This is a genomic window from Drouetiella sp., assembly GCF_059504425.1.
Genome location: NZ_JCACIN010000071.1, coordinates 1 through 24425 on the forward strand (window position 1 = coordinate 1; position 24425 = coordinate 24425).

Below are 24425 nucleotides of genomic sequence, written 5' to 3' on the forward strand. Positions count from 1 at the left end.
GTAACAAACCTTCTGAAAAAGGATTTCAGGATCACCAAAAGTTGGGAAGAGCCCTCGATTGGGAACTCCATCAGGTTGACGGTAGTGTGATTCGAGCGCATCAACATGCAGCCGGGGCAATAAGGGAGGCGATCGATCCACTGAGTATGTTCTCGCCAACTGAGCAGGTGCAGCAACGGGAAGCCCTGGGTTGGTCAAAAGGCGGGTTCAGTACCAAAATTCATTTGCGCTGCGACGGCAACGGACTGCCGATTACGTTTGTTGTCACGGTGGGGCAGCGGCATGAAGCCGTCGTCTTTGAATCCTTGATGGAGCAGGGCGCAATCAAACGGGCAGGCTCAGGTCGCCCCAGGATACGTCCCAAACGAGTCGTTGCCGATAAGGGTTACAGCAGCGGCAAGATTCGTCACTATTTACGTCGTCGCGGCATTCGCTTTACCATTCCTCGCAAAGCCACTGAAAAACACAGAGGAAAGTTTGACAAGACTCTGTACCGCCAGAGGAACCGAGTTGAGCGATGTTTTAACCGCCTCAAGCAGTTTCGTCGAGTTGCCACTCGCTATGAGAAAAAGGCTGAAAACTACCTTGCCATGCTGACTCTAGCCTCTATTGTCTTGTGGTTACAGTTTTAAAACACGCCCTAATACCAATTTGAATTGGAACCGCGACCCCGGTACGGGCTTGGCATTGCTAAGCCCCTTCTGAGGTTCGATGTGCCCACAAATTCGTTTAAATCGGTATTAAGCTCCAGAATCGAAGGTCGTTCCAAGCTTCGCAATACTTTGTTACAGTTTGGCTGGTGCCCTGTTCTTCCGCCCTGCTTTTGTACTGTGATTTTGTACTGTGACCAGTATGCTGATCTCTCCTATCCCTATCCTGTCCAATCGTCCGCTTTGGCGGCTGGCATGGCAGCGTCTCCGTCAGCGTCCTTTGCAATACGTTTTGTGCATCTTGGGCATTGCCTTGGGTGTTGCCATGATGGTGTCGATCGATCTGGCTAATGGCTCCGCTCAGCGCGCCTTTTCACTCTCGACAGATGCCATTACCGGACGGGCAACCCACCGCATTGTGGCGATCGCCCCCACAGGTGTCGATGAGTCAGTCTACGCCAAGCTGAAGCGCTCAGTCGATCGCGTTCCGGCGGCGCCCGTGGTCGAGGGCTATGTGCGGGTCAGCGAACTGGGCGACCAGCCGATGCGGCTCGTGGGCGTGGACTTGTTTGCAGAATCGCCGTTCCGCAGCTACTTCCAGGATGTAGGCAGTCAAGGAACCGGGTTTGTGCAGTTCCTTACCCAGCCCGATACTCTGGTCTTATCCAAAGAAATTGCTGCACAGTATGACCTGACTTTGGGCGCGACGCTGCACTTAGATGTTGCTGGACAGGCTCGGACTGCAACGCTAGCAGGAATTTTGGAAACTAGCGACTCCCTGAATCGACGGGCATTAAGCAACTTCTTGTTTGCCGATATTGCCACCGCGCAAGAAATTCTGGGGCAGGTGGGCACCCTCAGCGAAATTGATCTGATTGTGCGAGAACCGGAAGATCTGGAGGCGATCGCCGCTCTTCTTCCGGCTGGCATTAAGCTGGAAACCGCTGAGGCTCAGAAAAACGCGGTGCAGCAGATGACGGCAGCTTTTGAGCTAAATCTGGCGGCTCTGAGTCTGCTGGCGCTCGTCGTTGGCATGTTTTTGATCTACAATACCGTCACCTTTAGCGTGATTCAGCGCCGTCCTCTCTTTGGAATTTTGCGCTGTTTGGGAGTGACTCAGGGACAGCTGTTTACCCTGATTTTGGGCGAGGCGGCGTTGTTTAGCGTTATTGGCTCAGCTCTGGGCGTGGGATTGGGGATTGTCTTGGGGCGCAGCATTGTGGGCTTGATCACTCAGACGATCAACGACTTCTACTTTGTGGTGAATGTGCAGCAGGTGACTTTAGCCAACAGCACGATCGCAAAAGGTCTGGTAGTCGGCATTGCCTCGGCACTGCTGGCTTCAGGACTGCCCGCTCTGGAGGCGATGAACACCCCGCCAACTCTGACGCTTCAGCGATCGACTCTAGAAGGTAAAGTCCAGGCGCTTTTGCCTAAGCTTGTGTTTGCCTGGGCGGGGCTGACCCTGGCGGGTATTTTGCTGTTGCGCTGGCAAGGCTCAGGGCTGGTAGCGGCGTTCACGGGGCTGTTTGCGGTGTTGCTGGGATCTGCCTTGCTGGTGCCACCTCTGATGACCGTAACAATGCAGGGATTTGTGCCAATTGGCGGTCGCCTACTGGGAATTATTGGACGGCTGGCTCCGCGAGACATTTTGCGATCGCTCAGCCGGACGTCGGTGGCGATCGCGGCGCTGATGGTGTCGGTTTCCGTAATTGTCGGCGTGTCGGTGATGGTCGGTTCGTTTCGCGGCACGGTGGTGCAATGGCTTGATCAGACTTTGCAGGCAGATATTTACGTTTCGCCGCCCACTACAACCGCCAATCGAGTTTTGGGCAAGGTCGATCCGGCGATCGCCCACGCGCTGCAAACCTTTCCGGGAATCGATCGCGCCGTCACCTATAACGATGCAGATGTGAGGGTTTTGGGCTTTGACGACCAAATCCGCGATAAGCCCGCGAAGCTGATTTCTGCCGACGGAGACGTGTCTAATGGCAAGCGCCCTTATGCCTGGATTCGGGCAGATTTGGGCGCCGATCCTTGGGATGAAATGGATGCGGGACAGGGAGCCATTATTTCAGAAGCGCTGATTATTCGAGAAAATCTGAAGGGCAATCCTGAAACCATTACGTTGGAAACTCCGGCAGGCGATCGCACTTTTCCAGTCCTGGCGGTGTTCTATGACTATTCCTCTGATCAGGGAACCATCATTCTTGATAATGATATTTACGAATCTCTTTGGCATGACGATCGCATTGCCTCACTCGGTTTATTTGTATCTCCTCAAGTCTCTGTTGAAGACACGGTTAACGCCATTCGTGAGCAGTTTAAAGGTCAGCAAAGTCTCTCAGTGCAGTCCAATCGCAGCTTGCGTGAAGGTTCGCTGGAGATCTTCGATCGCACTTTTGCCATCACGGACGCTCTGCGCCTTTTAGCAGTTGTCGTGGCGTTTATTGGCGTACTCAGCACCTTGATGAGCCTTCAGCTAGAGCGCACCCGCGAGATCGGTATTTTGCGATCGACAGGTATGACTCCCCGCCAGTTAGGGCTGATGACTCTGCTGGAAACTGGGCTAATGGGCACGATGGCGGGCGTTTTTGCTATGCCGCTGGGCTATGCGCTTGCCTGGATTTTGATCTATGTCATCAACGTGCGATCGTTTGGCTGGACGCTGCAAATGGTGCTGGAGGGCAGATACTTCTGGCAGGCATTGCTGGTGGCGATCGTCGCGGCGCTTCTGGCAGGGCTGTATCCAGCAATTCGTCTGAGTCGAATGAATATCTCTACTGCTGTCCGTCAAGAATAATGCCCATGAAATTCTTCTTCACGATTCTAATCATTTGCATCACCCTTGGGGGATTTTTTAGAGTCCCTGCTGCCCAAGCCGCCAATGCCCAACTCACCTGGCTGGATGCGCCTGTAAGTACTGCTGAATTTCGCAAAGTTACAGCTCCGCAAACCTGGCAATTTCCTCAAGACTTTGGCGCACATGAAGGCTACCAGACCGAATGGTGGTACTACACAGGCAATCTGGAAACCGCAGAAGGTCGTCCGTTTGGCTTTCAGCTCACTTTCTTTCGGCAGGCTCTCACCCCGCCGACTCTTTCTTCTCAGTCTGAGCAACCGATCGCCCTAGCCTCAAACTGGCGCAGTCAGCAGGTTTACTCTGCTCACTTTACGGTCAGCGATATTGCCGATCGCCATTTCTATCCCTACGAGCGGTTTAGCCGGGGCAATGTCAATTTGGCAGGCGTGACGGCAGCACCCTATCAGGTTTGGCTAGAGGATTGGTCAGCCAACGAAGTAGAACCCGGCAAGGTTCGGCTGCAAGCCCAAACCTCAGACGTGGCGCTAGATTTAGTTGTTAAACAAACTTTGCCTGTGTTGCAAGGCGATCGCGGCTTCAGCGTCAAAGGCTTGGAACCGGGTAACGCATCCTACTATTATTCACTCGTGCAACAGCCAACGAGTGGAAAAGTAACCATTAATGGGAAAACCTATGAAGTCACAGGATTAACCTGGAAAGATCATGAGTATTCCACTAGCTCACTCAGCGCTGGAACCGTGGGATGGGATTGGTTTTCGATGCAGTTTGACAACGGCTCAGCCCTGATGCTGTATCTGTTACGGCACGACGACGGCACGCTGGAGTCAACTTCTGCGGGAACTTACATTACAGCAACAGGAGAAACACAGCCTCTAAATGCCCAAGACTGGCAGATAAAGGTGCTAGATACCTGGAAAAGTCCTCAAAGCGGAGCAATTTATCCAGCGAAATGGACGATCGCTATCCCCAAGCTCGATCTAACGCTACAGGCAAAACCCCTGATGCCCAACCAAGAACTCAACACCTCAACGGCAACCTATTGGGAAGGGGCAGTCGCCTTTGAGGGCAGCTCCGAAAATCAGCCGATTCAAGGCAAAGGCTACGTTGAGTTGACGGGTTATGCCGATCGCCTAGATGCCTTGCTCTCTGCCAGAACGCCCTAAGTAATCTTTACCTACAGCAATTTTCAATTGCATAAATCAGAGTATTTTTTTAGAAGCCGCGCTCCGCACTGCTTCTAAAAAATACCCACTCTCAACCCAGCGCAAAGCGCTGTAACATAAGTCCTATGGCTGAACTCCCTCGAATCAAATGCTCTATTCCTCAGTCTTGGCAAACCGATCTGGAAAGCTTGGCTCGGCAGACTGGGCAAAGTGTTGAGCAGGTTGTTTATCAAGCGATCGCCCAGCATCTCGGTAAGCATCTGGATAAAAAGCAAGATCTGTATGCAGAATATGCAGAAGATGACATTGAAGACGAACCTGATGAAATTTTGGTAGGCTTTCTAGAGTCTGATGATTTCCAAGATCGGCTACAGCAAGCGATCGATCCTACCGTTTCCTCAACCTCTGCTTCCCGTCAGGAGAATGAAGAGTATGAGGACGAATCGGGAGAAGTTCTTTACGACTTTATCGAACCCTAGACACAGTTAATGGTGTCGATTTTTAGAACTCCAGAATAGCTGAATCCCAGAACATCAGATCCCAAGATCCTAGAATATTTGGATACTAGAGTGCAGACGAGGTGACTATGGCATACCAATGTGAGCTAGGCAACGGGCAGCATCTTTTTCTAGATCAGTCGGGAACGCAAACGCTGGTTATGCTATCTAGTAGCGGCGGAGGGCAGCAGCAGCAAGCGACTCAAAGCATCCAGACCGGAAGTTGGACGACCGATCCAGAGGTGTTTCGCGTAGCCAATGGCGTGATTGTGAAGCTGAAAACTGCGCAAGGCGAATATTTCGTGCAAATTCAAGGCAGTAGCATCGGAGTGTTGAGCAGCGTACCTGCGCTTGACAATGCCCAACAGATACAGATGCAGCAGCTTGATAGCCCATCTCAAATGCCACCCATGATGTCACCGATCGAGCCAATGCAGCCTATGCAGCCCATGAAACCCATGCAGATGGGAAATATGCAAATGAGCTTGAAGCCGATGGCAATGAAAATGGGTGATATGTCTATGCAGATGGGCGTTCCTACCGCACCTCCAGCGCCACCCGCCACCCGTCAGTTTTGCAGTCAGTGCGGCGTTGCAGTCCAGTCTGCCGATCGCTTCTGTTCTAGCTGCGGTCATCAGCTGGATACCTGAAGCTGCACAAGCAACAAAAAATCTGTACCTAGACATTCGCCAGTAAATACTTTAAGTCTTCTACTATTGCAGCCAACAAGTTAACGCTGTCTACCTGCATTGCCACCCAGGCATTCGCTCCTATCTTAGTTTTATGGCGATCGTCGTAAAGCGTTTTGCCTTTTGTCCATTCGCCCTGAGTTTCAATCTGGACTTGCGCTCGGCGGAATAGCAGGGTTTCTGGATAGAACAGGTAAGCTAACGTCGCAGCATCATGCACCAAGAAACCTTGTAAACCAGAGGTTTCTCGAAATGCCATTGCTGTTCCTGCCATGAACTTGCAGAGCGCAATGATGAATTGAGCGATCGCATGCTCACAATTCACTTCCGCCACATGCTCCGCCATTTCATTCGTAAAAACAATATTTTGAGTAATGTCGAGCGGCAAAATTACCAAGTGAGTATATCGATCGAAGATTAGTTTTGCTGCTTCTGGATCGTAGGCAATATTAAACTCAGCCTCTGAAGTGATATTTCCAGGTACCTTGAACGCGCCACCCATGATCACGATTTCTTTTGCCAGATCTAGAATGCCGGGTGACTTCTTTTCGGCAGCGGCTAGATTGGTCAGAGGAGCGATCGCTACGATCGTAATCTCTCCAGGGAATTCTCTCAGCTTTTCAATTAAGATGTCATCTGAGTATCGCGCCGATTCATATTTCTGTTCTGGCTTTGGCAACGTATGGGATAAATTTCCCAAGCCGTCCATGCCGTGAATTGTTCCTGCATCTTCTATGTCATCGCGCTTCGAGCCACCAATGACACCGCGCCCCACCTCCACATCATCAAAGTTGCAAAGCTTCAAGAGCTTGCAAGAGCTAGCAAATGTTAGCTGAGCGCTAACGTTACCATCCACGCTCGTAACCGCAACAATCTCAGCTTTTTCCTGTTTGGCTAAGCTGATGAGCCACAGGAAAGCAAAGCAATCGTCACCCCCTGGATCGGTATCCAAAATAATCTTAGATTTTGTAGAAATCATGGTAAAAATGTTCTACTTACGGTGCTAATTTAAGTAATTGATTGGCAGCAAGTTTGATGACTTCTTCAAACACGCTCAGTGCCGTATAGTAATCCTCTGAGGAAGCCTGCTCGCATTGAAATATACCGTTGCTTGTATAAATTGCTCCTTCTAACATCAGATTGTCGTGCATTCCAAAAGACTCGATCGATTGCCCCTGATCATCAATCCCTGGTGTAAGGACAGGTACGCGATCGGTATACAGTCGTCCATCATTGCTGTAGCCGAACACTGGCTTTCCCTGAGCCGCCATGTAGCCCATCTCAAACGCAGTTCCCACATCCATACTCACACCTCGAAACGGGGTCATATTTGCCACAATTAAGTCACAGCGATCCATCAGCGCTAGGTTGCTTTTGTAGATCGCTATACCCGCGTCAAAAGGCGACAAGTTCGAAAAATCTAGCTCGTTGTCAAAGGGAAACATGCCCTCAAATCCGTAAGCTGTACAAATATTTTGCTTTGCTGCTGCCGCCTGAAGCGGATTGGGCAAAAACACATCAGGGCCCGCCAGATAAATTTTCATCATTAGCTCTCTCAAGAAACACTTTCAGAATGAGGGGATTGAGGGGCTACGTCAAAGCCGAGAAACTGAGCTGTCTTCCTGGATTTGACTTAGCGTTCGCGATACTTCTGCTCACAGTAGTTTTTCCCTAGGTCAGTATAGATCCCATCTATAGACCAGAGAGGGTAGAACATGCGAGAATCTTATGAGGTTGACTGTGATGACCTTCGGTGCGCCTAAACAAGATCGCATTCGTCTTTCTCCCTTCAGTAGATCTCTTGCAGATTAAAGTTTTGGAATTAGGTTGAGTGGAGGCGCAGCCCCCACTCAACCTAATTTGCAAGAGGTCTAATAAATCAGCCCTGCTCTGTAGGATCAGTAGGTACTAAAGTCTTCATATTTTTCCTAGAAGCTGGATTTCAAAAGCGCGGAGCGCTTTTGAAATCCAGCTTCTAGGGTTTTGTGATCTATTGAGGATGGCTCAATTGTTGCGTTTGATAATGTAAAGCTAATTAATGTTTCCAAGATAGTGATGCTTTCTTAAGGGGATGTGATCTAAATCTGTAGAAATCTTCTCCAGCCGTGAGGCAGCACTATTGTGTGTAGGGAGGATGATATGGGTGGAGATCTGCTACGTATGATTTTTACGTGTAATCTTCGCGACCCTATCGTTCTTGTGACTATTCAATTTTTGTGGCTATCCAGGTTTCGTGACCTGAGATATCCCAAAACCCGCTATATTTAGACTCCCTCATTTATAGCGATCGCCAGTTTGCTTAGGATATTTTGGGGGGCGCGAAGCGCTCCACCCAAAATGTCCTCGTCCTAACCGCCTTGGCGGTTGCTATAGAAACCAGATTAGAGAACTTCAAGACTTGATTTAGGAGAGTGAATGAAAATCGCGATCGCAAAAGAAATTGAAGTGAGCGAGCGCCGAGTCGCCCTGATTCCAGACACCGTCAGTCGGCTGGTCAAACAAGGGTTTGAGGTTGTGGTGGAAGCGGGCGCAGGGGAACAGTCCTCGTTCGCTGATGCAGACTATGAGGCGGCAGGTGCGACAATCGTTTCAGAGACTGCCGATCTGTGGCACCAGGCAGATATTTTGCTGAAGGTGAAGCCCCCTCAACAGCGGGATGACGGACAGCATGAGGTGAATTTGCTCCGAGAAGGCGTGACGCTCATCAGCTTTCTCAATCCGCTAGCAGAACCGATGCTGATCAAGCGTTTAGCCGATCGCCAGATTACGGCATTTAGCATTGAGCTGATTCCGCGCATTAGTCGGGCGCAAAGCATGGATGCCCTCTCTTCTCAGGCTGGCGTTGCCGGGTATAAGGCGGTGCTTCTGGCGGCGGCAACCTCCCCTAAGTTTTTCCCCATGCTGACTACGGCGGCGGGCACTATTCCCCCGGCAAAGGTGTTTGTTATTGGGGCAGGGGTGGCTGGATTACAGGCGATCGCCACTGCCCGTCGCTTAGGCGCAGTGGTAGAGGCTTTTGATATCCGCCCTGCCGTCAAAGAAGAGGTGCAGAGCCTGGGGGCAAAGTTTGTTGAAGTCAAGCTAGATGAGGATACAGTGGCGGCAGGCGGCTATGCCAAAGAGGTGTCCGACCGAGCTAAGCAGAAGACCCAGGAGGCGATCGCAGAGCATGTTAAGACTGCCGATGTGGTGATCACGACGGCGCAGGTTCCCGGTAGACAGGCTCCCCGACTGGTGACTGAAGACATGGTGGCTTCTATGAAGCCAGGTGCGGTTGTAGTCGATCTCGCCTCGGAGCAGGGTGGCAACTGCGCAGGGACTGAACCCGGTCAGACGATCGTCCGTAACGGTGTCACCCTCTTGGGTCCCATTAACCTGCCTGCCTCCATGCCGATTCACGCCAGCCAAATGTACTCCAAGAACTTGCTGACTCTGGTGCAGTATTTGGTCAAAGACGGCAATCTTGTCCTCAACTTTGAAGACGAAATCACGGGGAGCACCTGCGTCACTCATGCTGGCGAAATTCGCAACGCGCGTGTGCGGGATCTGCTGGGCGAAACAGTAGCAGTGACGCATTAACGACTGGCTCGTCGATACAACACATTAGGAAAAAGAGCAAATCATGATAGACCCACTGATTACAGGTTTGGTGGTTTTTGTACTGGCGACCTTTATTGGCTTTGAGGTGATCAACAAAATTCCTCCGACTTTACACACGCCGCTGATGTCTGGCTCCAACGCCATTTCGGGCATTGCGATCGTCGGCGCTTTGCTAGTAGCAGGAGATAAAAATTGGAATCTAACGGTGATTTTAGGGTTACTGGCGGTGGTATTAGCCACAATCAACGTGGTGGGCGGTTTCCTCGTCACCGATCGAATGCTGCAAATGTTTAAGAAGAAGGACGTGAAAGCATGAATCTCAGCGAATTTTTACCTTCAGGGATTGAACTCAGCTACCTCGTGGCAGCAGGGCTATTTATTGTCGGATTAAAAAAGCTTGGCTCTCCTGCCAGCGCCCGTCAGGGTAATCTGGTGGCGGCGATCGGGATGCTGGTGGCGATCGTGGCAACATTGCTGAATCAGGGTGTTTTGAATTATCAGATGATTCTGGTGGCAATTCTACTGGGTTCAGCCATTGGCGCAGTCATGGCGCAGCGGGTCGAAATGACGGCCATGCCGCAAATGGTGGGGCTGCTCAACGGATTTGGGGGAGCCGCTTCGGCTTTAGTGGCGATCGGGGAATACTGGCGATACATGCAGCAGGCAGAGATTCCCCTGAGTGAAACCGTGACTATCATCTTGAGTGTGCTAATTGGTGGTATCACCTTTACGGGTAGCATGCTGGCATTTGTCAAGCTTCAGGGGTTAATTACGGGACAGCCCATTACCTTTGGCTTTCAGCAGCCGTTTAATATTTCGCTGCTGATTGCGTTCCTCGTAGGCAGCGGATTGTTAATTGCCCATCCTCACAGTTCAACGATTTTTTTGGGTCTGACTACGATCTCGCTAGTCTTGGGTGTTTTGTTCGTCCTGCCGATCGGGGGTGCAGATACCCCGGTAGTCATTTCATTGTTGAACTCGTTCTCAGGTTTAGCGGCAAGTGCAGCCGGATTTGTCCTGAATAACAACATGCTGATTATTTCTGGCGCGCTAGTAGGTTCATCAGGCATCATCCTGACCCAGATCATGTGTAAGGCAATGAACCGCTCTTTGAGCAATGTTCTCTTCAGCGCGTTTGGCTCTGCTAAAAAGTTTGAAGAGGCGGCTGGAGAAGGATCACAGGATCGCACGTTACACACGATCGATGCCGAAGAAGGGGCAATGATGCTGGGCTATGCGCGATCGGTGGTAATTGTTCCTGGCTATGGCATGGCGGTGGCTCAAGCCCAACACGCGGTGCGGGAGCTTGCTGATCAGCTAGAGCGACTCGGCGTGGATGTGAAATATGCGATTCATCCGGTTGCAGGCCGGATGCCGGGACATATGAATGTGCTGCTGGCTGAAGCCAATGTGCCCTACCCGCAGCTTTATGACATGGATGACATTAACCCAGAGTTCGATCGCGTCAATGTGGCATTGGTCATTGGAGCCAATGATGTGGTCAATCCGGCAGCGCGCACTAACCAGAGCAGCCCCATTTATGGAATGCCGATTCTAGAAGTGGATAGAGCGCAGCATACGATCGTGATCAAACGAAGTATGAACACGGGCTTCTCAGGCGTTGAGAATGAGCTGTTCTACAAGGACAAAACTATGATGCTCTTCGGCGGTGCCAAGGACGTTGTTGCTAGCCTTGTGACGGCTGTTAAAGAACTCAATTAGTCTAAAATTGGGGGCTGGAAGTTTTTCATAGCGGCATTGCCTTCCCTCTGCTGTTGCCAGTTTTAGAACAGTTTTAGTGGGGGCGCAGCCCCCACTAAAACTAATTTGCAAGAGGTCTAATTTAAGTTGGCATAATCTCAAACTCTATGCCGTAGGTGTCTCTGAGGTCGCAGGTATGATGATCTGCACTGTTGGTATCGCTGAGTTCTAGGTTATAGAAATCGATCGCTTCTTGATCAAAGTAGAGCCCTGCGTGCCAAGTGCCTACCTCTAATTTGACAAAGCAGTTTCCCGGAATCACAAAGGCGACGATCGCCTCCCAGGCAGGGCTGTCTGCTTCACAGGGGGGCGCAACCGCTAGGAGCCAGGATTGACCCCCTAGAGAACCCAAACACTGCGTACAGTTTTGATGGCAGGTGATGTGAGAGAATCGCCGTCCTGGACAATGCAGCCGCATGATATAGAAGCGAGGAATGCCGTCACTTAGCGCCAGCTGTGCATCCTCTGCATCGTAAGCTTTGCCGTCTTTAGCCGCAAAAATCACCTGCCCGTAAGGACGAAAAGCCTCATCTGTGATGGGTTGAGCTAGGAGCGATCGCCGCACTGAAGAAGCCATAGGTCAGCCTTATTCTCATCGTCTAGTCTAGATATCTGCATAGGCATCCATAGGTAGACAGGAGCAGACCAAATTGCGATCGCCGTAAGCATTATCAATTCGCCCGACAGCAGCCCAGAACTTATTTTCGCGTGTCCAGGATGTAGGGTATGCCGCCCTAGTGCGCGAGTAGGGATGCTGCCAGTCATCGCTCAACAAAATAGCCGCTGTGTGGGGGGCGTTTTTCAGAAGATTATCCTGCGGGTCTGCCTGTCCAGACTCGATCTCCCGAATCTCTTCGCGGATGGCAATCATCGCGTCGCAAAAGCGGTCTAACTCCTGCTTGGATTCGCTTTCAGTCGGCTCTACCATGACGGTTCCCGCCACGGGCCAAGAGACTGTCGGCGGATGAAAGCCATAGTCAATCAGCCGTTTAGCAATATCGTCTACTTCGATCGCCGCAGTTTTTTTGAACTGGCGTAGATCCAGAATGCACTCATGAGCAACCCAGCCATTCTTGCCCTTATACAACACTGGATAATGCCCCTCTAACCGTTTGGCAATGTAGTTGGCGTTGAGGATCGCAATCTCCGTGGCTCTGGTTAAACCCGTGCCGCCCATGAGCGCGATGTACATCCAGGAAATAGGTAGAATACTGCTGCTGCCCCAAGGTGCCGCCGACACTGCGCCAATATGAGCCATGGATTCTTCCGGCATTTGCACCACGGTATGACCGGGCAGAAAGGGGATTAGATGAGCCTTCACGCCGATCGGCCCCATGCCAGGTCCACCGCCCCCGTGGGGAATGCAAAAAGTCTTGTGCAAATTGAGATGACAAACATCCGCACCGAAGTCAGCCGGACGGCAAAGCCCGACTTGAGCGTTCATGTTGGCTCCATCCATGTAGACCTGACCGCCATTAGCATGAACGATCGCACAGATATCTTGAATCCCTTCCTCAAACACCCCGTGAGTAGAGGGATAAGTCACCATGAGTGCCGAAAGCTGGTCTTTATGCTTCTCAGCCTTGGCGCTGAGGTCGGCGATATCGATGTTGCCCTCTTTGTCGCAGATAACGGGCACAACCTTCATACCCGCCATGACAGCACTCGCCGGGTTCGTGCCGTGAGCAGATTCTGGAATCAAACAAATATTTCGATATCCTTCACCGCGCTGCTGATGATACTGACGGATAACGAGCAGCCCCGTATATTCGCCCTGCGATCCGGCGTTGGGTTGCAGAGAAATGCCGTCGAATCCGGTAATTTCGCCCAGCCATGCCTCTAGCTGCCGAAACAAGATTTGGTAGCCCTGGGCTTGGCCTAGCGGTGCAAAGGGGTGGATATTGGCAAATTCTGCCCAAGTCACCGGAATCATCTCTGCCGTAGCATTGAGCTTCATGGTGCAGGAGCCAAGGGGAATCATGGCGGTCGTCAGAGACAAATCCTTAGCTTGCAGACGGTAAATGTAGCGCAGAAGCTCAGTTTCAGAGCGGTAGAGACTAAACGTCGGGTGGGTAAGGTAGGAAGACTTGCGTTGGAAAATTTGAGGAATGGCGGCAAGTGAAGATTCCAAGGCGAGGGGTAATGTAGAACCCACTTCAGAAATTTCTTCATCTGCAAAAATCTCTACTAAGTCTTGTAAATCCTGAAGTGTCGTTGTTTCGTCCAGAGAGATGCCAATCGCCTCTTCCCCAATGGTTCGCAGGTTGATCTGCTGAGCGATCGCCCGTCCCAAAATCTCAGCTTGTCGCTTGCCTACCTCTATTCGCAGCGTATCAAAGTAAGGTTCTGTACCCAGCCCATAGCCTAGCTTCTCCAGCGCTGTTGCTAGGGTGACGGTGAGGGCATGGACGCGATCGGCGATACGGCGCAGCCCGTCTGCACCGTGATAGACGGCATACATACCTGCCATGACTGCCAGCAAAACCTGAGCCGTGCAGATGTTGCTGGTGGCTTTGTCGCGACGGATGTGCTGTTCACGAGTCTGGAGTGCTAGACGTAAAGCAGGTTTTCCGGTCAGGTCTTTGGATACGCCCACCAAACGACCCGGCAACTGACGCTTGTAGGCTTCGCGAGTGGCAAAATAGGCTGCATGAGGGCCACCGTAGCCGAAGGGTACGCCAAACCGCTGGGTATTGCCTACCGCAATATCGGCTCCAAACTCACCCGGAGGCTTAAGTAAAGTTAGGCTCAGCAGATCGGCAGCAACGGTAACGATCGCACCTGAAGCATGGGCACGATCGCAAAAATCTTGATAATCATAAATTGCGCCATCGCTAGCAGGATATTGCAGCAAAGCCCCGAAGATAGGCTGGTCAAAGGCAAAATCAAGGTGACTGCCTACAATCACTTCAATTCCTAGAGGATTAGCGCGGGTCATGACGACATCGATCGTCTGCGGATGGCAAGATTCTGACACCCAAAAAGCGGTTGCGTTGCCCTTGTGCAGTCCATAGCTCAGGGTCATGGCTTCGGCAGCGGCGGTAGCCTCATCCAATAGAGAGGCATTGGCGATCTCTAGACCCGTCAAATCCATTACCATTGTCTGGAAATTGAGCAGCGCCTCCAATCGACCTTGAGAAATTTCTGGCTGATAGGGCGTGTATTGGGTATACCAACCCGGATTTTCCAGAATGTTGCGCTGAATGACGGGAGGCGTAATGCAGTTGGCATAGCCCATGCCAATGAACGATCGAAAAATCTGGTTCTGAGCCGCGATCGCCTTTAGCTCTTTCAGCAGCTCATGCTCACTTTTGCCCGCTCCCAAATTAAGCGGCTGCTTTTGCCGAATGGCGGCTGGAATAGTTTTTTCAATCAGATCTTCTAGAGAAGCTAGACCCAGCAAGGTCAACATTTGCTGTACCTCTGTCGCCCTAGGGCCAATATGCCGTCCTTCAAAGCCCAAATCAGTCGCCGACCCAGTCGCGCCCAGATCAGCTGCGCTTGGGTCGGCGACACCTAGACCAGCAACACCTAGACCAGCAACACCTAGACCAGCCGCATCTTGAGAAGAAGTTGAGAGCTTGAGTGACGACATAGAGGAGTGAGTTCCCGGAGGGCGATCGAAGAAGAGGACGTAAGTCAGTTCTAGCGATTTCTGAAACATTTTGCAATAAATCTTGAGCTGCAAATCTTGAGCTGCTATGCGCCCTCTACTTTCGCTCGATAGTCTTCAGCCGAAAGCGCATCATCCAACTCACCCACCTCTTCAACCTGCACCTTGAGCATCCAGGCTGCACCGTAAGGATCTTCAGCTAACTGTTCAGGGGCATCTATCAAGGCATCATTGCGTTCAAGTACCGTGCCAGAAATGGGCGCTTTCAAATCTTCGACCGCCTTAACAGACTCGACTGTGCCAAAAGTTTCTCCCTTCTGCAAGGCATCGCCGACTGCGGGTAGCTCTAGAAACACAATGTCGCCGAGCTGATCGATTGCAAATGCCGTAATGCCGATCGTGGCGATTTTGCCCTCCAGTCGAGCATATTCGTGGGAGTCAAGATATTTCAAATCATTTGGGTAGGTAGCCATGGGATTCCTCTTGCCTTATTGCTCTCGCTTTGTCTTACAGTGCTTTGCGTTTGGTTAAGTGTGGGTTATTTTTTTAGAAGCTTCTAAAAAAATAACTGTGGTCTATGCAATTGAGAACTGCTGTAAAGCTTGTCACTCTCACCTGTTTATAGAGGTTGGTGTCACATCAGCGCAATATTTTCTTCAAGGAGATGACAAACTTGCTTAAGATTTGCTATAGTTGCGAATGTGTGAGGAGCGAACCAGCGAGGGCATCGAGACGAAACACGGTCAGTCGTCGATGCCCTTCCTGACCTTTAAATATTGTAAGTCCCAGCAACGATAGACTCTCAGGCGGTTTGGTAGCACCCTACAATCCGACCAGCGCCTCTAAGCTGTTTGAAGTATTCTTGACTGATGCGATCGCCTCCTTCCGACAAGCGATCGATGCCAATGCCATTGCGTCCCTGGTCTTTTCCAGAGCTGTGAATATAGCAGCCATTTCCCAGATATAGCCCTACATGGGTCGCTTTGACGCGAGTGCCGAAGAAAATCAGGTCACCGGGTTTCAAAGCGCTCAGCCATAGGTTTGAATCCTCTGTCGATTCGCTCATTTGCAGATGTATGGGCTGTGCAAACTCTTCCTGCTGATAGGCATCTCTGGGCAGCCAGATGCCAGACACCGCAAACGCAGTCTGGATCAGCCCTGAGCAGTCATAGTTGGGACCTACAGTGCCGCCCCACAAATAGTGATTTGGCTGTGCCATGGCGCGTTGCGCAAAGGCAAGGATCTGTGGGAGACGCGCCTCAATTTCGGCTTCAGAGAAAGCGATCGCCTGATAGGGAGATTCTGCCACCTCAATTAAATCTAGGTCTTCTAGAGGTAGCCAACCCCCATAGCCGTCTTCACACAGCTTAACCTGGACTGCCTGTTCATCAATCTGGCGATCGCTGTGCACATCGCTATTCAATCTGGCAACTCGCAGCTGCCGCCCGGTGACTGCCTGAGTTGCCAGACAGGTCAATGCGGGAGAGTCATACAAATTTAGGTTGGCTTGACACTGGTATTCTGTCGATCGACCTGCCTGCCGATCAGCCTCGATCATGCTTTGAAGCTCTGTTCTGGAAACCACGGTGAGCTAGGGTTAGGGATGGAAGATGCTATAAATTGTTAGGCTTGAGCTGCTAGGCTCTGTGACCCTTACCCATCATATCCTTGTCAATGCGCTGCTTTCGATCGGATGACCTTCTGGGTGAATTGGGCGATCGCGTCCTTCGGGCAACCTGGACAGAATTTCCTGAACTTATGCCCCATCAAATTGCCCTGACCTGGGTTGTTTATGATGATCCGGTGCCCGTCAACACGGGGGGGGCGCTGAAACCGGAGGAGTTTTGGAAGTACGGAGCGCGAAGATTTGCCCATCGAGGAGCTGAACTGATTTATCCGGCGAGTGTCGTCAAGCTGTTCTATTTGGTGGCAGTGCATGAGTGGCAGGCAAAAGCTATGATTCCCCCTTCACCAGAGGTCGATCGTGCAGTACGAGACATGATCGTGGATTCCAGCAATGATGCTACCAGCTTAGTGGTCGATGTGCTGACGGGAACCACCAGCGGCCCGGAGCTATCCTCTGCACCGTTTGAGACTTGGAAACAGCAGCGCAATATTGTCAATCGCTACTTTCAGTCTTTGGGCTGGGATGAGCTGGAGGGCATTAACGTCAACCAAAAAACTTGGTGTGACGGCGCTTACGGCAGAGAGCGATCGTTTTTGGGAGCCAAGCTAGAAAACCGCAATCGTCTGACGACCAATGCCGTCGCGATGCTGTTGCATAGCATTATCGGCGGGGTGGCGGTGTCCTCTGAGCGATCGCAAGCCATGATGGCGCTGATGAAGCGTAGCCTTGATCCGGCAGATCTTTTAGCCAATCCAGAAAATCAGGTGACGGGTTTTTTGGGAGCGGGCTTACCGTACGGAGGCGCACAGATTTGGTCGAAAGCCGGAGAAACTAGCCAGGTTCGCCATGACGCAGCATATGTTGAATTACCCGATCGCCCGCCCTACCTTCTAGTTGTGTTCATAGAGGGCAAGATTCACGCTAAAAACGAGGCAATTTTGCCCTCTATTTCTCAAGAGATTGCAGCCGCATTAGACGAGCTAGTGTAAGGCTAGTCGTTTCGTTAATAGTTATTTCCGCCTATCAAAAGGCTGTTAATAGAGGTCGAGCAGTGGCGTTTAGCGCAGAGTGGAATTCAACGATTCCGACAGCTTAGAGACAGCCGCCCAACACCTCGTTGGTGCGGACGGAACGTTCTTATAATGAAGAGGTGGTTTATCTACTCTTTAGTAATGCTTGGGAGATATCCGTTATGAACGATGTTCAGATAGAAGGAGTTCATAGTACTCTTAGTCAAGTTGTTTTAGAGGATGTTCAGTATCTAAAACAACATCTTGATGGTATTCTTGCAAGCTCAGATCAAACCCTAATTGCAAATCTGATTGAAGAAACAGAGTTTTTGCTAGGGCAAGCCAAGAGTAGCTCTAAAACTTATCAAGAGAAATATAATACCTTTAGCCAGTTGACCAACTCTTGGTTCGATGTATGGAAACACTACAAAGATATGCCAGAGGCGATCGAAGTGATTAGGTTGATCGATCATCTAACCAATTTCTCTACAGCATATTCCTATTTATTTCTTAGTCTTTCCCTTATAAACGAAGGTAGAATTGGTGAATATAAAGCAGATCTTGAAAGAGCTGTCTCAGGTTTCTTGTTACTTTCTGAAATCGTTGATGTTTTTGTAAGTTTCTTCTCAATTTTAGAACTAAAACAAATCCATGACGGTGCCAGGAATGCAATTTCTATCTCTGCTCGTGATGTAGAAGAATATTTTGAAAATGGTTTGGAATTATCAAATTTAGTTACTCAGCTTAAAGCTTATAGCAGTCTTATTGTACTAAAGACCGAAGAGCATATTAATAGACTCGAAGAGCTTGAACAGAACAGTAAGTTGAAAGTCGAAATAGAATCTAGTTTCCGCTCTGATAAGTCAGTAGTTGAGACTAGATCTGCTATGTCTAACGGTAAGCAATTACGACCTTTCGGTCTGTGTGCTGGAGAGTTTGTAGTTCCCGACGATTTTGATGCGCCTTTGCCGGAGGAAATTTTAAGTGCATTCGAGGGTGAATGAAAATTCTGTTAGACACACATATTTTCCTCTGGTTCATCAGTGGCAATACCAAGCTGTCAACAGATGTTCAGGATGCAATTCGTGATCCGGATAACGAAGTCTATCTGAGCGCAATTTCGGTTTGGGAAGCAATTGTCAAGTATCAGATAGGCAAACTGCCTCTACCGGAGCATCCTGGAACATATTTACCTAAACAACGGGATCTTCATCAGATTATTAGTCTTGCTCTTGATGAGAGTAGTGTAGTTCAACTAGCTAAACTGCCACCATTGCATCGTGATCCATTTGACAGAATGCTTATTTGTCAAGCGTTACAAAACGGTTTGACCATTGCGACAGTAGACGAAGCGGTTCGTAGTTACTCAGTCAGTATCTTGTAGCAGCGCAGCCCAACACTGCGTTGGTGCGGACGGTCAAGAGTTTTTGGTGTTGGGTTAGAAATTATCTGCCGCCGCACAACTTCACCGATGAGCTGCTGCAAATTATTGCTGAAGTAGCCCTCCAATTTTCATCTTGGAATTAGAAGCCACTCTAAAGGTGATATGCTCTGATGCATCGGTTCTAGTGGGGGTCAGCTGCTAGAGGTAACGGGGAAAGTCCGGTGTGAATCCGGCGCTGTCCCGCAACTGTGAAGAGAGTTAATCTCTGAGTCAGGATGCCCGCCGATCGCGCAGTGTCTCCTTATAGAGGCTCGTGCAATGTCTCCTTTAGAGGCTCGTTAACCTATTCTTTTTCATCTGCGAGGTACGGATGGAGCAACATTTTGCTTCTTTTAAGTTCATCAAGTTTGCTCACCTATTCGGGCAAGTTAGGTTTGGGCAAGTTTGGCTTGTCGCACTGCTTACCATTGCAAGCCTTCTATTTAATCCTGCTCCTGCGCTGGCTCACCACGCAATGGATGGAAAAGTGCCTGCTAACTTCTCTGAGGGGTTCCTGTCAGGGCTGGCTCATCCTGTCATCGGTCTTGACCACTTTGCATTTGTTGTCGCAGTCGGGTTGCTGGGTGCGATCGGCTGTCAAGGGATTAAGATTCCGATCGCCTTTGTTTTGGCAGCAATGGCAGGACTATGGCTCCATTTAACGGAGACTCCTCTACCAGCAGCTGAGTTTGTAATTTCAGGCTCTGTTCTGCTGTTTGGCATCTTTTTAGCGCTGAAAGAGCGCCCTAGCACCTGGGTTTTAACTGGATTGGCTGCTGCTATCGGGTTATTTCATGGCTACGCCTATGGAGAAGCTATCTTCGGAGCCGAAATGACACCCCTGATTGCTTATCTGGCAGGGTTTACGGCAATCCAACTGGTGGTGGCAACCGCTGCGTTTCTAGCGGGTAGAGTGATTCTTAAGCAAGCCGATGGGCAGCCTAGTTTACCTCTCCGGTTTGCTGGCTTTGTGATTTGTGGCGCAGGATCGGCGTTCCTGTCAACTTTGTTGATGGAAACTATTTTTCCAGCGTAGGCAAGGTATTAGATGATAGCCGCGAACGGCGCTACAGCCTGATTGCGATTGGCAAAAGAAATTCCAGCTGCTGCGCCGCCGCGAGTGTCCAATCTGGCATAAGTTTGTGGCACAAGTTTGTAGCACAAGTTCTTGCGCAGGTCATTGACCGACTCAATCCGCGATCGCTAGCGCCGCAAAATCTTGTCCATCAGCTTAACGAGCTTTTGTTTCACTCTTTTTGCCTCTGTTGAACTCACGTTTGTTTAAGATCAGGGGAAGGCGAGTTCACTTTACAAAACGCAGTATGTCTCTAAAGAGTTGGTGGTCGAATCTCCTGTCGTCAACGCCCTCAGCGGCTGAGTTGACAGATGCCGCTTTGGATTCTGCAACAGGGGGCGCGCTCATCCAAATTGAGCAGTTGAGCAAGCTGTATCAGGAAGGCGAAGTGCGGCGGACTGTTTTTAAAGAAATTGATCTCACGTTTCAGCCTGGAGAGTTTGTGGTGCTGCTAGGGAACAGCGGCAGCGGTAAAAGTACGCTGCTCAACCTGATTAGCGGCATCGATCGACCTTCTTCAGGAATCATTCGGATCAACGGAGTGGCGATCACAGAGCTAGACGAGCGATCGCGTACTCTGCTGCGGCGCGACCAGATCGGCTTTGTGTTTCAGTTTTTCAACCTGATTCCGACCCTCACCGTCTTAGAAAACGTGACGCTGCCCCAAGAGCTAGCTGGAGTCTCTTTCCATACGGCTGAGAAAGCGGCTTTGAGCTTACTCACACAGGTGGATCTAGCCGATCGCGCCTACACCTTTCCCGACAAGCTTTCTGGCGGACAGCAGCAGCGGGTGGCGATCGCTCGTGCCCTGGCTCACGATCCGCAGCTGGTGTTAGCCGATGAGCCAACGGGCAATCTGGATGAGGAAACGGGGCAAAAAGTTCTGAAGATCTTGCTGAATCTAACCCGAAGTGCAGGTAAGACTCTAATTATGGCGACCCACAACCCCGACATTGCCCGGAGCGCTGATCGAGTTTTGCGGGTACAGGAAGGGGATTTGGTGCCTGTGGTAATGGATTAGATCCGCTAACGTTACGGGCATCGGAGCAATAATAGATTGGCTTTGCCCAGGTCAAACAACTGCTTCGGAATGCCTGTCAGATTCCGGGAAAGCCTGCCGGAACATTTGACCCGAAGTGGGGCTATGGCTTGATTGACCTGAGTTTGCTGAATCTGTAGAACATGGGTATGAGCTTTCAAAAAGGTCGCGATAAAAACAAGCGATCGGTATACAGTAGCACCCTCAATTCCGCAAACCTATGGCTTATTGACTGTCATGAGATTGCGTGATAGCTCTAAGTACAGCTTTTCCTTTCGCAGATTTTGTAGATCATGAATGAAAGTAATTTAACTCCAATTCAGCCCCCAATTCAGATAGAAGATTTGAGTTTTGATGATTTTCCGCGTAATCCTCAAATAGACGTTGTTTGCATCGCGCCCGTTCGTACGATCGTCCGTCGTGAAGAGGAAATCTTGCTCATTCGCAGAGTGCGGAAGGTTGAAGAGATTGATGCCAGCATTGCCTGCCCAGTCACCTCTTTCCAAGTCACGCAGGAACCTCAGCCTATATTGGAAACCCCAGCGATTCAGGGAAGCGGCGAGATCGCAGTCCATGCCGATCAGGAATACGACTCTAACGCGACCTTTACTAACAACTTTGACCAAGCGATCGTCGTTAACTTTGTGACCAGCGACGATCAGCAGTGGAACTATGGCGGCACACCTGGACATAGCGTTATGGTGTCTGCGGATGGCCATTTCGGCGGAGACGTGCGCTGCGCACGTTTTCAGGGCATTCCGCCAGCGGCACTGGTGGCAGTCAAGGGCGACCAAGCTGTAGCTCACGGCAAAAATCAGACCGTGACGCTGCAACCGGGTGAAACGGTATATTTCGTCAACAACGATCAGCTGGGCTACTATGGCGACAACACAGGCACTCTGAGAGTTACCTGGTCGATCGTCGGCTAAGGATATTTGCTTTTAGATCGACTAATTTTTTGAAAGGGGGCGCTCTGCGCCCCCTTTCTAGCGCTTAAGCGCTGGTGGTATTCAGGTCATAGTTTTTTGAGGACTCTCTGAACACTAATCTGAACACTAAAGCGTGGGGCTATTCGATCGCGTTGCCTTTTCCGTCAACAGCTTTTGGGCGCTACGTTCAGGTTCTCCTTCGGCAGGGCGACGCTGAATGTAGGAGCCATCGCTCTGCATATCCCACGCCTGACGATTGTCGGTCATCAAGGTGTCCAAAATGCCCTTCAGCTCAATCAATAGATCGGGATCTTCTATGGGCGTGACGGCTTCTACTCGGCGATCGAGGTTGCGGGTCATCCAGTCAGCGCTGCCGATATAGATTTCCTCTTTGCCATCGTTGTTGAAGTAGAAAATCCGCGAGTGCTCTAGATAGCGCCCCACGATGCTCATCACCCGGATATTTTCGCTCATGTCTTTGACTCCCGGACGCAGACAGCAGATGCCTCGCACAATCACATCAATTTTCACCCCAGCGTTTGACGCTTCATACAGAGTTTTGATGATGTCTGGATCAACCAGGGAATTCATTTTGGCGATAATGCGACCGGATTTACCGTTCCTGCAATGCTCTACCTCTCGGTTAATCAGGGCAACCATCTGATCGCGCAGATTGACGGGAGCCACCAAGAGCTTACGGTACGATCGCTGCCGTGAGAAGCCCGTCAGGTAGTTGAACAAATCGGTCAAATCGGCACCCAGATCTTCTCGACAGCTGAGCAGACCTAAATCGGTGTAAAGCTTGGCAGTCTTGGAGTTGTAGTTACCCGTGCCAATGTGAACGTATCGACGAATGCGATCGCCCTCTTGCCGCACCACCAGCACGACTTTGGTGTGGGTTTTTAGCTCGACGAAGCCATACACCACATGCACACCCGCTTTCTCCAGCTTACGCGCCCAGTTGATGTTGTTTTCTTCATCGAATCGTGCCTTTAGCTCAATCAAGGCGGCAACTTGTTTGGCGTTTTCGGCAGCCGTGATCAGAGATTTGACGATCGGCGAGTCTCCAGAAGTTCTGTAGAGCGTCATTTTGATCGCCAGCACCTTGGGGTCAAGCGCTGCTGCCGCAATAAATTTCTCGACGGAGGCGCTAAAAGATTCGTAGGGATGATGCACCAAAATATCGCCCTGCCGAATGATGGAGAAAATGCTCTCAGGCGATTCTTCCGTCGCATCTTGGAGGGCACGCAAGCGGGGCGGTACGCTGGCTGTCCAGGGCTCGTCTTTGTGCTGGGGCAAAGGAATTGCCAGAAAAGACATCAAATCCTTGAGGTTAAGCAGCCCAGAGACGTCATAGACATCGCTTTCGCTAATCCCCATTTTTTCCATTAGCATTTCCCGCATGGCGGTTGTGGTAGAAGATTGAATCTCTAGCCGCACCACCGAGCCGCCAAACTGTCGCTTGCGCAGCTCCTGTTGAATGGCAATTAGCAGATCGTCAGCCTCATCTTCCTCTAGCTCTAAGTCTGCGTCGCGGGTGACTCGGAAAGGAGCGTATTCCAGAATGGTCATGCCGGGAAACAGGGCTTCCAGATTGTGAGCAATCACCTGTTCTAGGGGCACGCCTAGCCAAAGACAGGCTTCTCCTTTGTACTGCCGCAGCTCTTCTGGAAAGGTAATGAAGCGCTGGAGAGTGTTGGGAACTTTGACGCGAGCATAACGCTCTACCTTTGTTTCAGGATGCTTGACGAGCGCCATCAAATTGAAGCTGAGATTAGACATCAGCGGAAAAGGATGGCTCGGATCATGTGCCAGAGGCGTGAGCACTGGAAAGATTTGTGCCTCAAAATAGCGCTGCAAGAACTGCTTCTGATCCTTGTTGACATCGATATAGTCAACCAAATGTACGCCATGGGAGACAAGCTGAGGGCGCAAGACCTCCTCGAAGTTTTGGTGCTGCTCTGCCACCATAGGGCGCAACACCTGGCTAATAGCCTCTAGCTGATCCTGGGGCGATCGCCCATCGGGTGAGGTAACGCTGACCTCCGCCTCCACCTGCTCCTTCAGCACTGCTACCCGCACCATGAAAAACTCATCTAAATTGGAGCTAAAAATAGCGGTGAATTTGAGACGTTCCAGCAGAGGTGTGCGTGGATCTAGAGCTTCATGCAGCACACGGCGGTTGAACTCTAGCCAGCCTAGCTCACGGCTTATATAGCATTGCGGATTGCTGAGATGAGTTTCAGAGGAATTCTGCTTCACTTTAGGCATGGTGTTCGGCACAGATAGGTATGTAGATACTCTCAAAATTGTTTGAGCATGAGAAGTATTCTTAAAGACATTGGGCTGCTTGCCCGCATCCTACCTATAGCCTACAGCTTTGTATAGCATTACCTAATTGAGTTAGGACGAGTTATTTTTTGAGAGCCGCGCGGCTCTCAAAAAATAACTCCTTAAATAACTCCTTGGATCTAAGCGCGTAGCGTATAGTATTCTGCTTAAGCCCTGCGTTGCATGTTCAGTGA

The 24425-nt window shown here is 50.5% G+C and carries 21 protein-coding genes and 1 riboswitch; of the genes, 14 read left to right on the top strand and 7 right to left on the bottom strand.

Features of this window, described 5'->3' with window-relative positions; all coding sequences use genetic code 11:
* The 5 genes from AC5JMP_RS16505 to AC5JMP_RS16525 all read left to right on the top strand — a co-directional run.
* Positions 1-632, top strand: a 632-nt coding sequence (locus AC5JMP_RS16505) for an IS5 family transposase (RefSeq protein ID WP_495852575.1), incomplete at its 5' end; no start/stop codon positions are given.
* A 220-nt stretch (positions 633-852) separates the two neighbouring features.
* Positions 853-3453: an ABC transporter permease gene (locus AC5JMP_RS16510; protein WP_495852576.1), complete on the top strand. Its 2601-nt coding sequence runs from the start codon at positions 853-855 to the stop codon at positions 3451-3453.
* A 5-nt stretch (positions 3454-3458) separates the two neighbouring features.
* On the top strand, positions 3459-4637 hold the full coding sequence (locus tag AC5JMP_RS16515) for a lipocalin-like domain-containing protein (protein ID WP_495852577.1): 1179 nt from the start codon (positions 3459-3461) through the stop codon (positions 4635-4637).
* 125 nt (positions 4638-4762) lie between these two features.
* Complete coding sequence (locus AC5JMP_RS16520) at positions 4763-5116, top strand: hypothetical protein (RefSeq protein ID WP_495852578.1); 354 nt, start codon at positions 4763-4765, stop codon at positions 5114-5116.
* Between the two features lie 107 nt (positions 5117-5223).
* Positions 5224-5784 (top strand): zinc ribbon domain-containing protein, encoded by a 561-nt coding sequence (locus AC5JMP_RS16525; protein ID WP_495852579.1) that lies wholly within the window; start codon positions 5224-5226, stop codon positions 5782-5784.
* 28 nt (positions 5785-5812) lie between these two features.
* Here AC5JMP_RS16525 and AC5JMP_RS16530 read toward each other — a convergent pair whose 3' ends face one another.
* Both AC5JMP_RS16530 and AC5JMP_RS16535 read right to left on the bottom strand, forming a co-directional pair.
* Entirely contained in the window at positions 5813-6802 is a 990-nt protein-coding gene (locus tag AC5JMP_RS16530) for a nucleoside hydrolase (RefSeq protein ID WP_495852580.1), read from the bottom strand.
* A 16-nt stretch (positions 6803-6818) separates the two neighbouring features.
* On the bottom strand, positions 6819-7370 hold the full coding sequence (locus tag AC5JMP_RS16535) for a nucleoside 2-deoxyribosyltransferase (RefSeq protein WP_495852581.1): 552 nt from the start codon (positions 7368-7370) through the stop codon (positions 6819-6821).
* An 868-nt stretch (positions 7371-8238) separates the two neighbouring features.
* Here AC5JMP_RS16535 and AC5JMP_RS16540 point away from each other — a divergent pair.
* Genes AC5JMP_RS16540 through AC5JMP_RS16550 form a run of 3 tightly spaced genes read left to right on the top strand, consistent with a single transcriptional unit; the run spans position 8239 to position 11145 of the window.
* Positions 8239-9402: a Re/Si-specific NAD(P)(+) transhydrogenase subunit alpha gene (locus AC5JMP_RS16540; protein WP_495852582.1), complete on the top strand. Its 1164-nt coding sequence runs from the start codon at positions 8239-8241 to the stop codon at positions 9400-9402.
* 43 nt (positions 9403-9445) lie between these two features.
* Positions 9446-9739, top strand: a complete 294-nt coding sequence (locus tag AC5JMP_RS16545; RefSeq protein ID WP_495852583.1) for an NAD(P) transhydrogenase subunit alpha part 2 — start codon at positions 9446-9448, stop codon at positions 9737-9739.
* Positions 9736-11145 carry an NAD(P)(+) transhydrogenase (Re/Si-specific) subunit beta gene (locus AC5JMP_RS16550; RefSeq protein ID WP_495852584.1) on the top strand — a complete coding sequence of 470 codons (1410 nt, stop codon included), beginning with the start codon at positions 9736-9738 and terminating at the stop codon, positions 11143-11145. The genes AC5JMP_RS16545 and AC5JMP_RS16550 overlap by 4 nt, the downstream gene beginning before the upstream one ends.
* 121 nt (positions 11146-11266) lie before the next feature.
* On the opposite strand, the gene AC5JMP_RS16555 is transcribed toward AC5JMP_RS16550, so the two are convergent.
* The 4 genes from AC5JMP_RS16555 to AC5JMP_RS16570 form a co-directional block, all read right to left on the bottom strand.
* Positions 11267-11761, bottom strand: coding sequence for an ureidoglycolate lyase (locus tag AC5JMP_RS16555; RefSeq protein WP_495852585.1), 495 nt, complete (start codon positions 11759-11761; stop codon positions 11267-11269).
* Positions 11762-11788: 27 nt separating this feature from the next.
* The gene (gene gcvP, locus AC5JMP_RS16560; RefSeq protein ID WP_495852586.1) at positions 11789-14848 is read right to left on the bottom strand and encodes an aminomethyl-transferring glycine dehydrogenase; all 3060 of its coding nucleotides are present in this window, start codon (positions 14846-14848) and stop codon (positions 11789-11791) included.
* A 35-nt stretch (positions 14849-14883) separates the two neighbouring features.
* Positions 14884-15270 carry a glycine cleavage system protein GcvH gene (gene gcvH / locus AC5JMP_RS16565; protein ID WP_495852587.1) on the bottom strand — a complete coding sequence of 129 codons (387 nt, stop codon included), beginning with the start codon at positions 15268-15270 and terminating at the stop codon, positions 14884-14886.
* 329 nt (positions 15271-15599) lie between these two features.
* Complete coding sequence (locus AC5JMP_RS16570) at positions 15600-16355, bottom strand: C40 family peptidase (RefSeq protein WP_495852588.1); 756 nt, start codon at positions 16353-16355, stop codon at positions 15600-15602.
* A gap of 116 nt (positions 16356-16471) precedes the next feature.
* On the opposite strand from AC5JMP_RS16570, the gene AC5JMP_RS16575 reads away from it, so the two are divergent.
* The 6 genes from AC5JMP_RS16575 to AC5JMP_RS16600 all read left to right on the top strand — a co-directional run bounded on the left by AC5JMP_RS16575 (position 16472) and on the right by AC5JMP_RS16600 (position 21900).
* Positions 16472-17413, top strand: a complete 942-nt coding sequence (locus tag AC5JMP_RS16575; RefSeq protein ID WP_495852603.1) for a serine hydrolase — start codon at positions 16472-16474, stop codon at positions 17411-17413.
* Between the two features lie 203 nt (positions 17414-17616).
* Entirely contained in the window at positions 17617-18438 is an 822-nt protein-coding gene (locus AC5JMP_RS16580) for a hypothetical protein (RefSeq protein ID WP_495852604.1), read from the top strand.
* Complete coding sequence (locus AC5JMP_RS16585) at positions 18435-18818, top strand: type II toxin-antitoxin system VapC family toxin (RefSeq protein WP_495852589.1); 384 nt, start codon at positions 18435-18437, stop codon at positions 18816-18818. Before AC5JMP_RS16580 ends, AC5JMP_RS16585 begins: the two co-directional genes overlap by 4 nt.
* A gap of 159 nt (positions 18819-18977) precedes the next feature.
* Positions 18978-19119: riboswitch (cobalamin riboswitch) on the top strand.
* Positions 19120-19188: 69 nt separating this feature from the next.
* The gene (locus AC5JMP_RS16590) at positions 19189-19893 is read left to right on the top strand and encodes a HupE/UreJ family protein (protein ID WP_495852590.1); all 705 of its coding nucleotides are present in this window, start codon (positions 19189-19191) and stop codon (positions 19891-19893) included.
* Between the two features lie 286 nt (positions 19894-20179).
* Complete coding sequence (locus AC5JMP_RS16595) at positions 20180-20953, top strand: ABC transporter ATP-binding protein (protein WP_495852591.1); 774 nt, start codon at positions 20180-20182, stop codon at positions 20951-20953.
* A 311-nt stretch (positions 20954-21264) separates the two neighbouring features.
* Positions 21265-21900 carry a hypothetical protein gene (locus AC5JMP_RS16600; protein ID WP_495852592.1) on the top strand — a complete coding sequence of 212 codons (636 nt, stop codon included), beginning with the start codon at positions 21265-21267 and terminating at the stop codon, positions 21898-21900.
* Positions 21901-22026: 126 nt separating this feature from the next.
* Here the strand turns inward: AC5JMP_RS16600 and ppk1 are convergent, their stop codons facing one another.
* The gene (gene ppk1 / locus AC5JMP_RS16605; RefSeq protein WP_495852593.1) at positions 22027-24171 is read right to left on the bottom strand and encodes a polyphosphate kinase 1; all 2145 of its coding nucleotides are present in this window, start codon (positions 24169-24171) and stop codon (positions 22027-22029) included.
* Between the last annotated feature and the right edge of the window lie 254 nt (positions 24172-24425).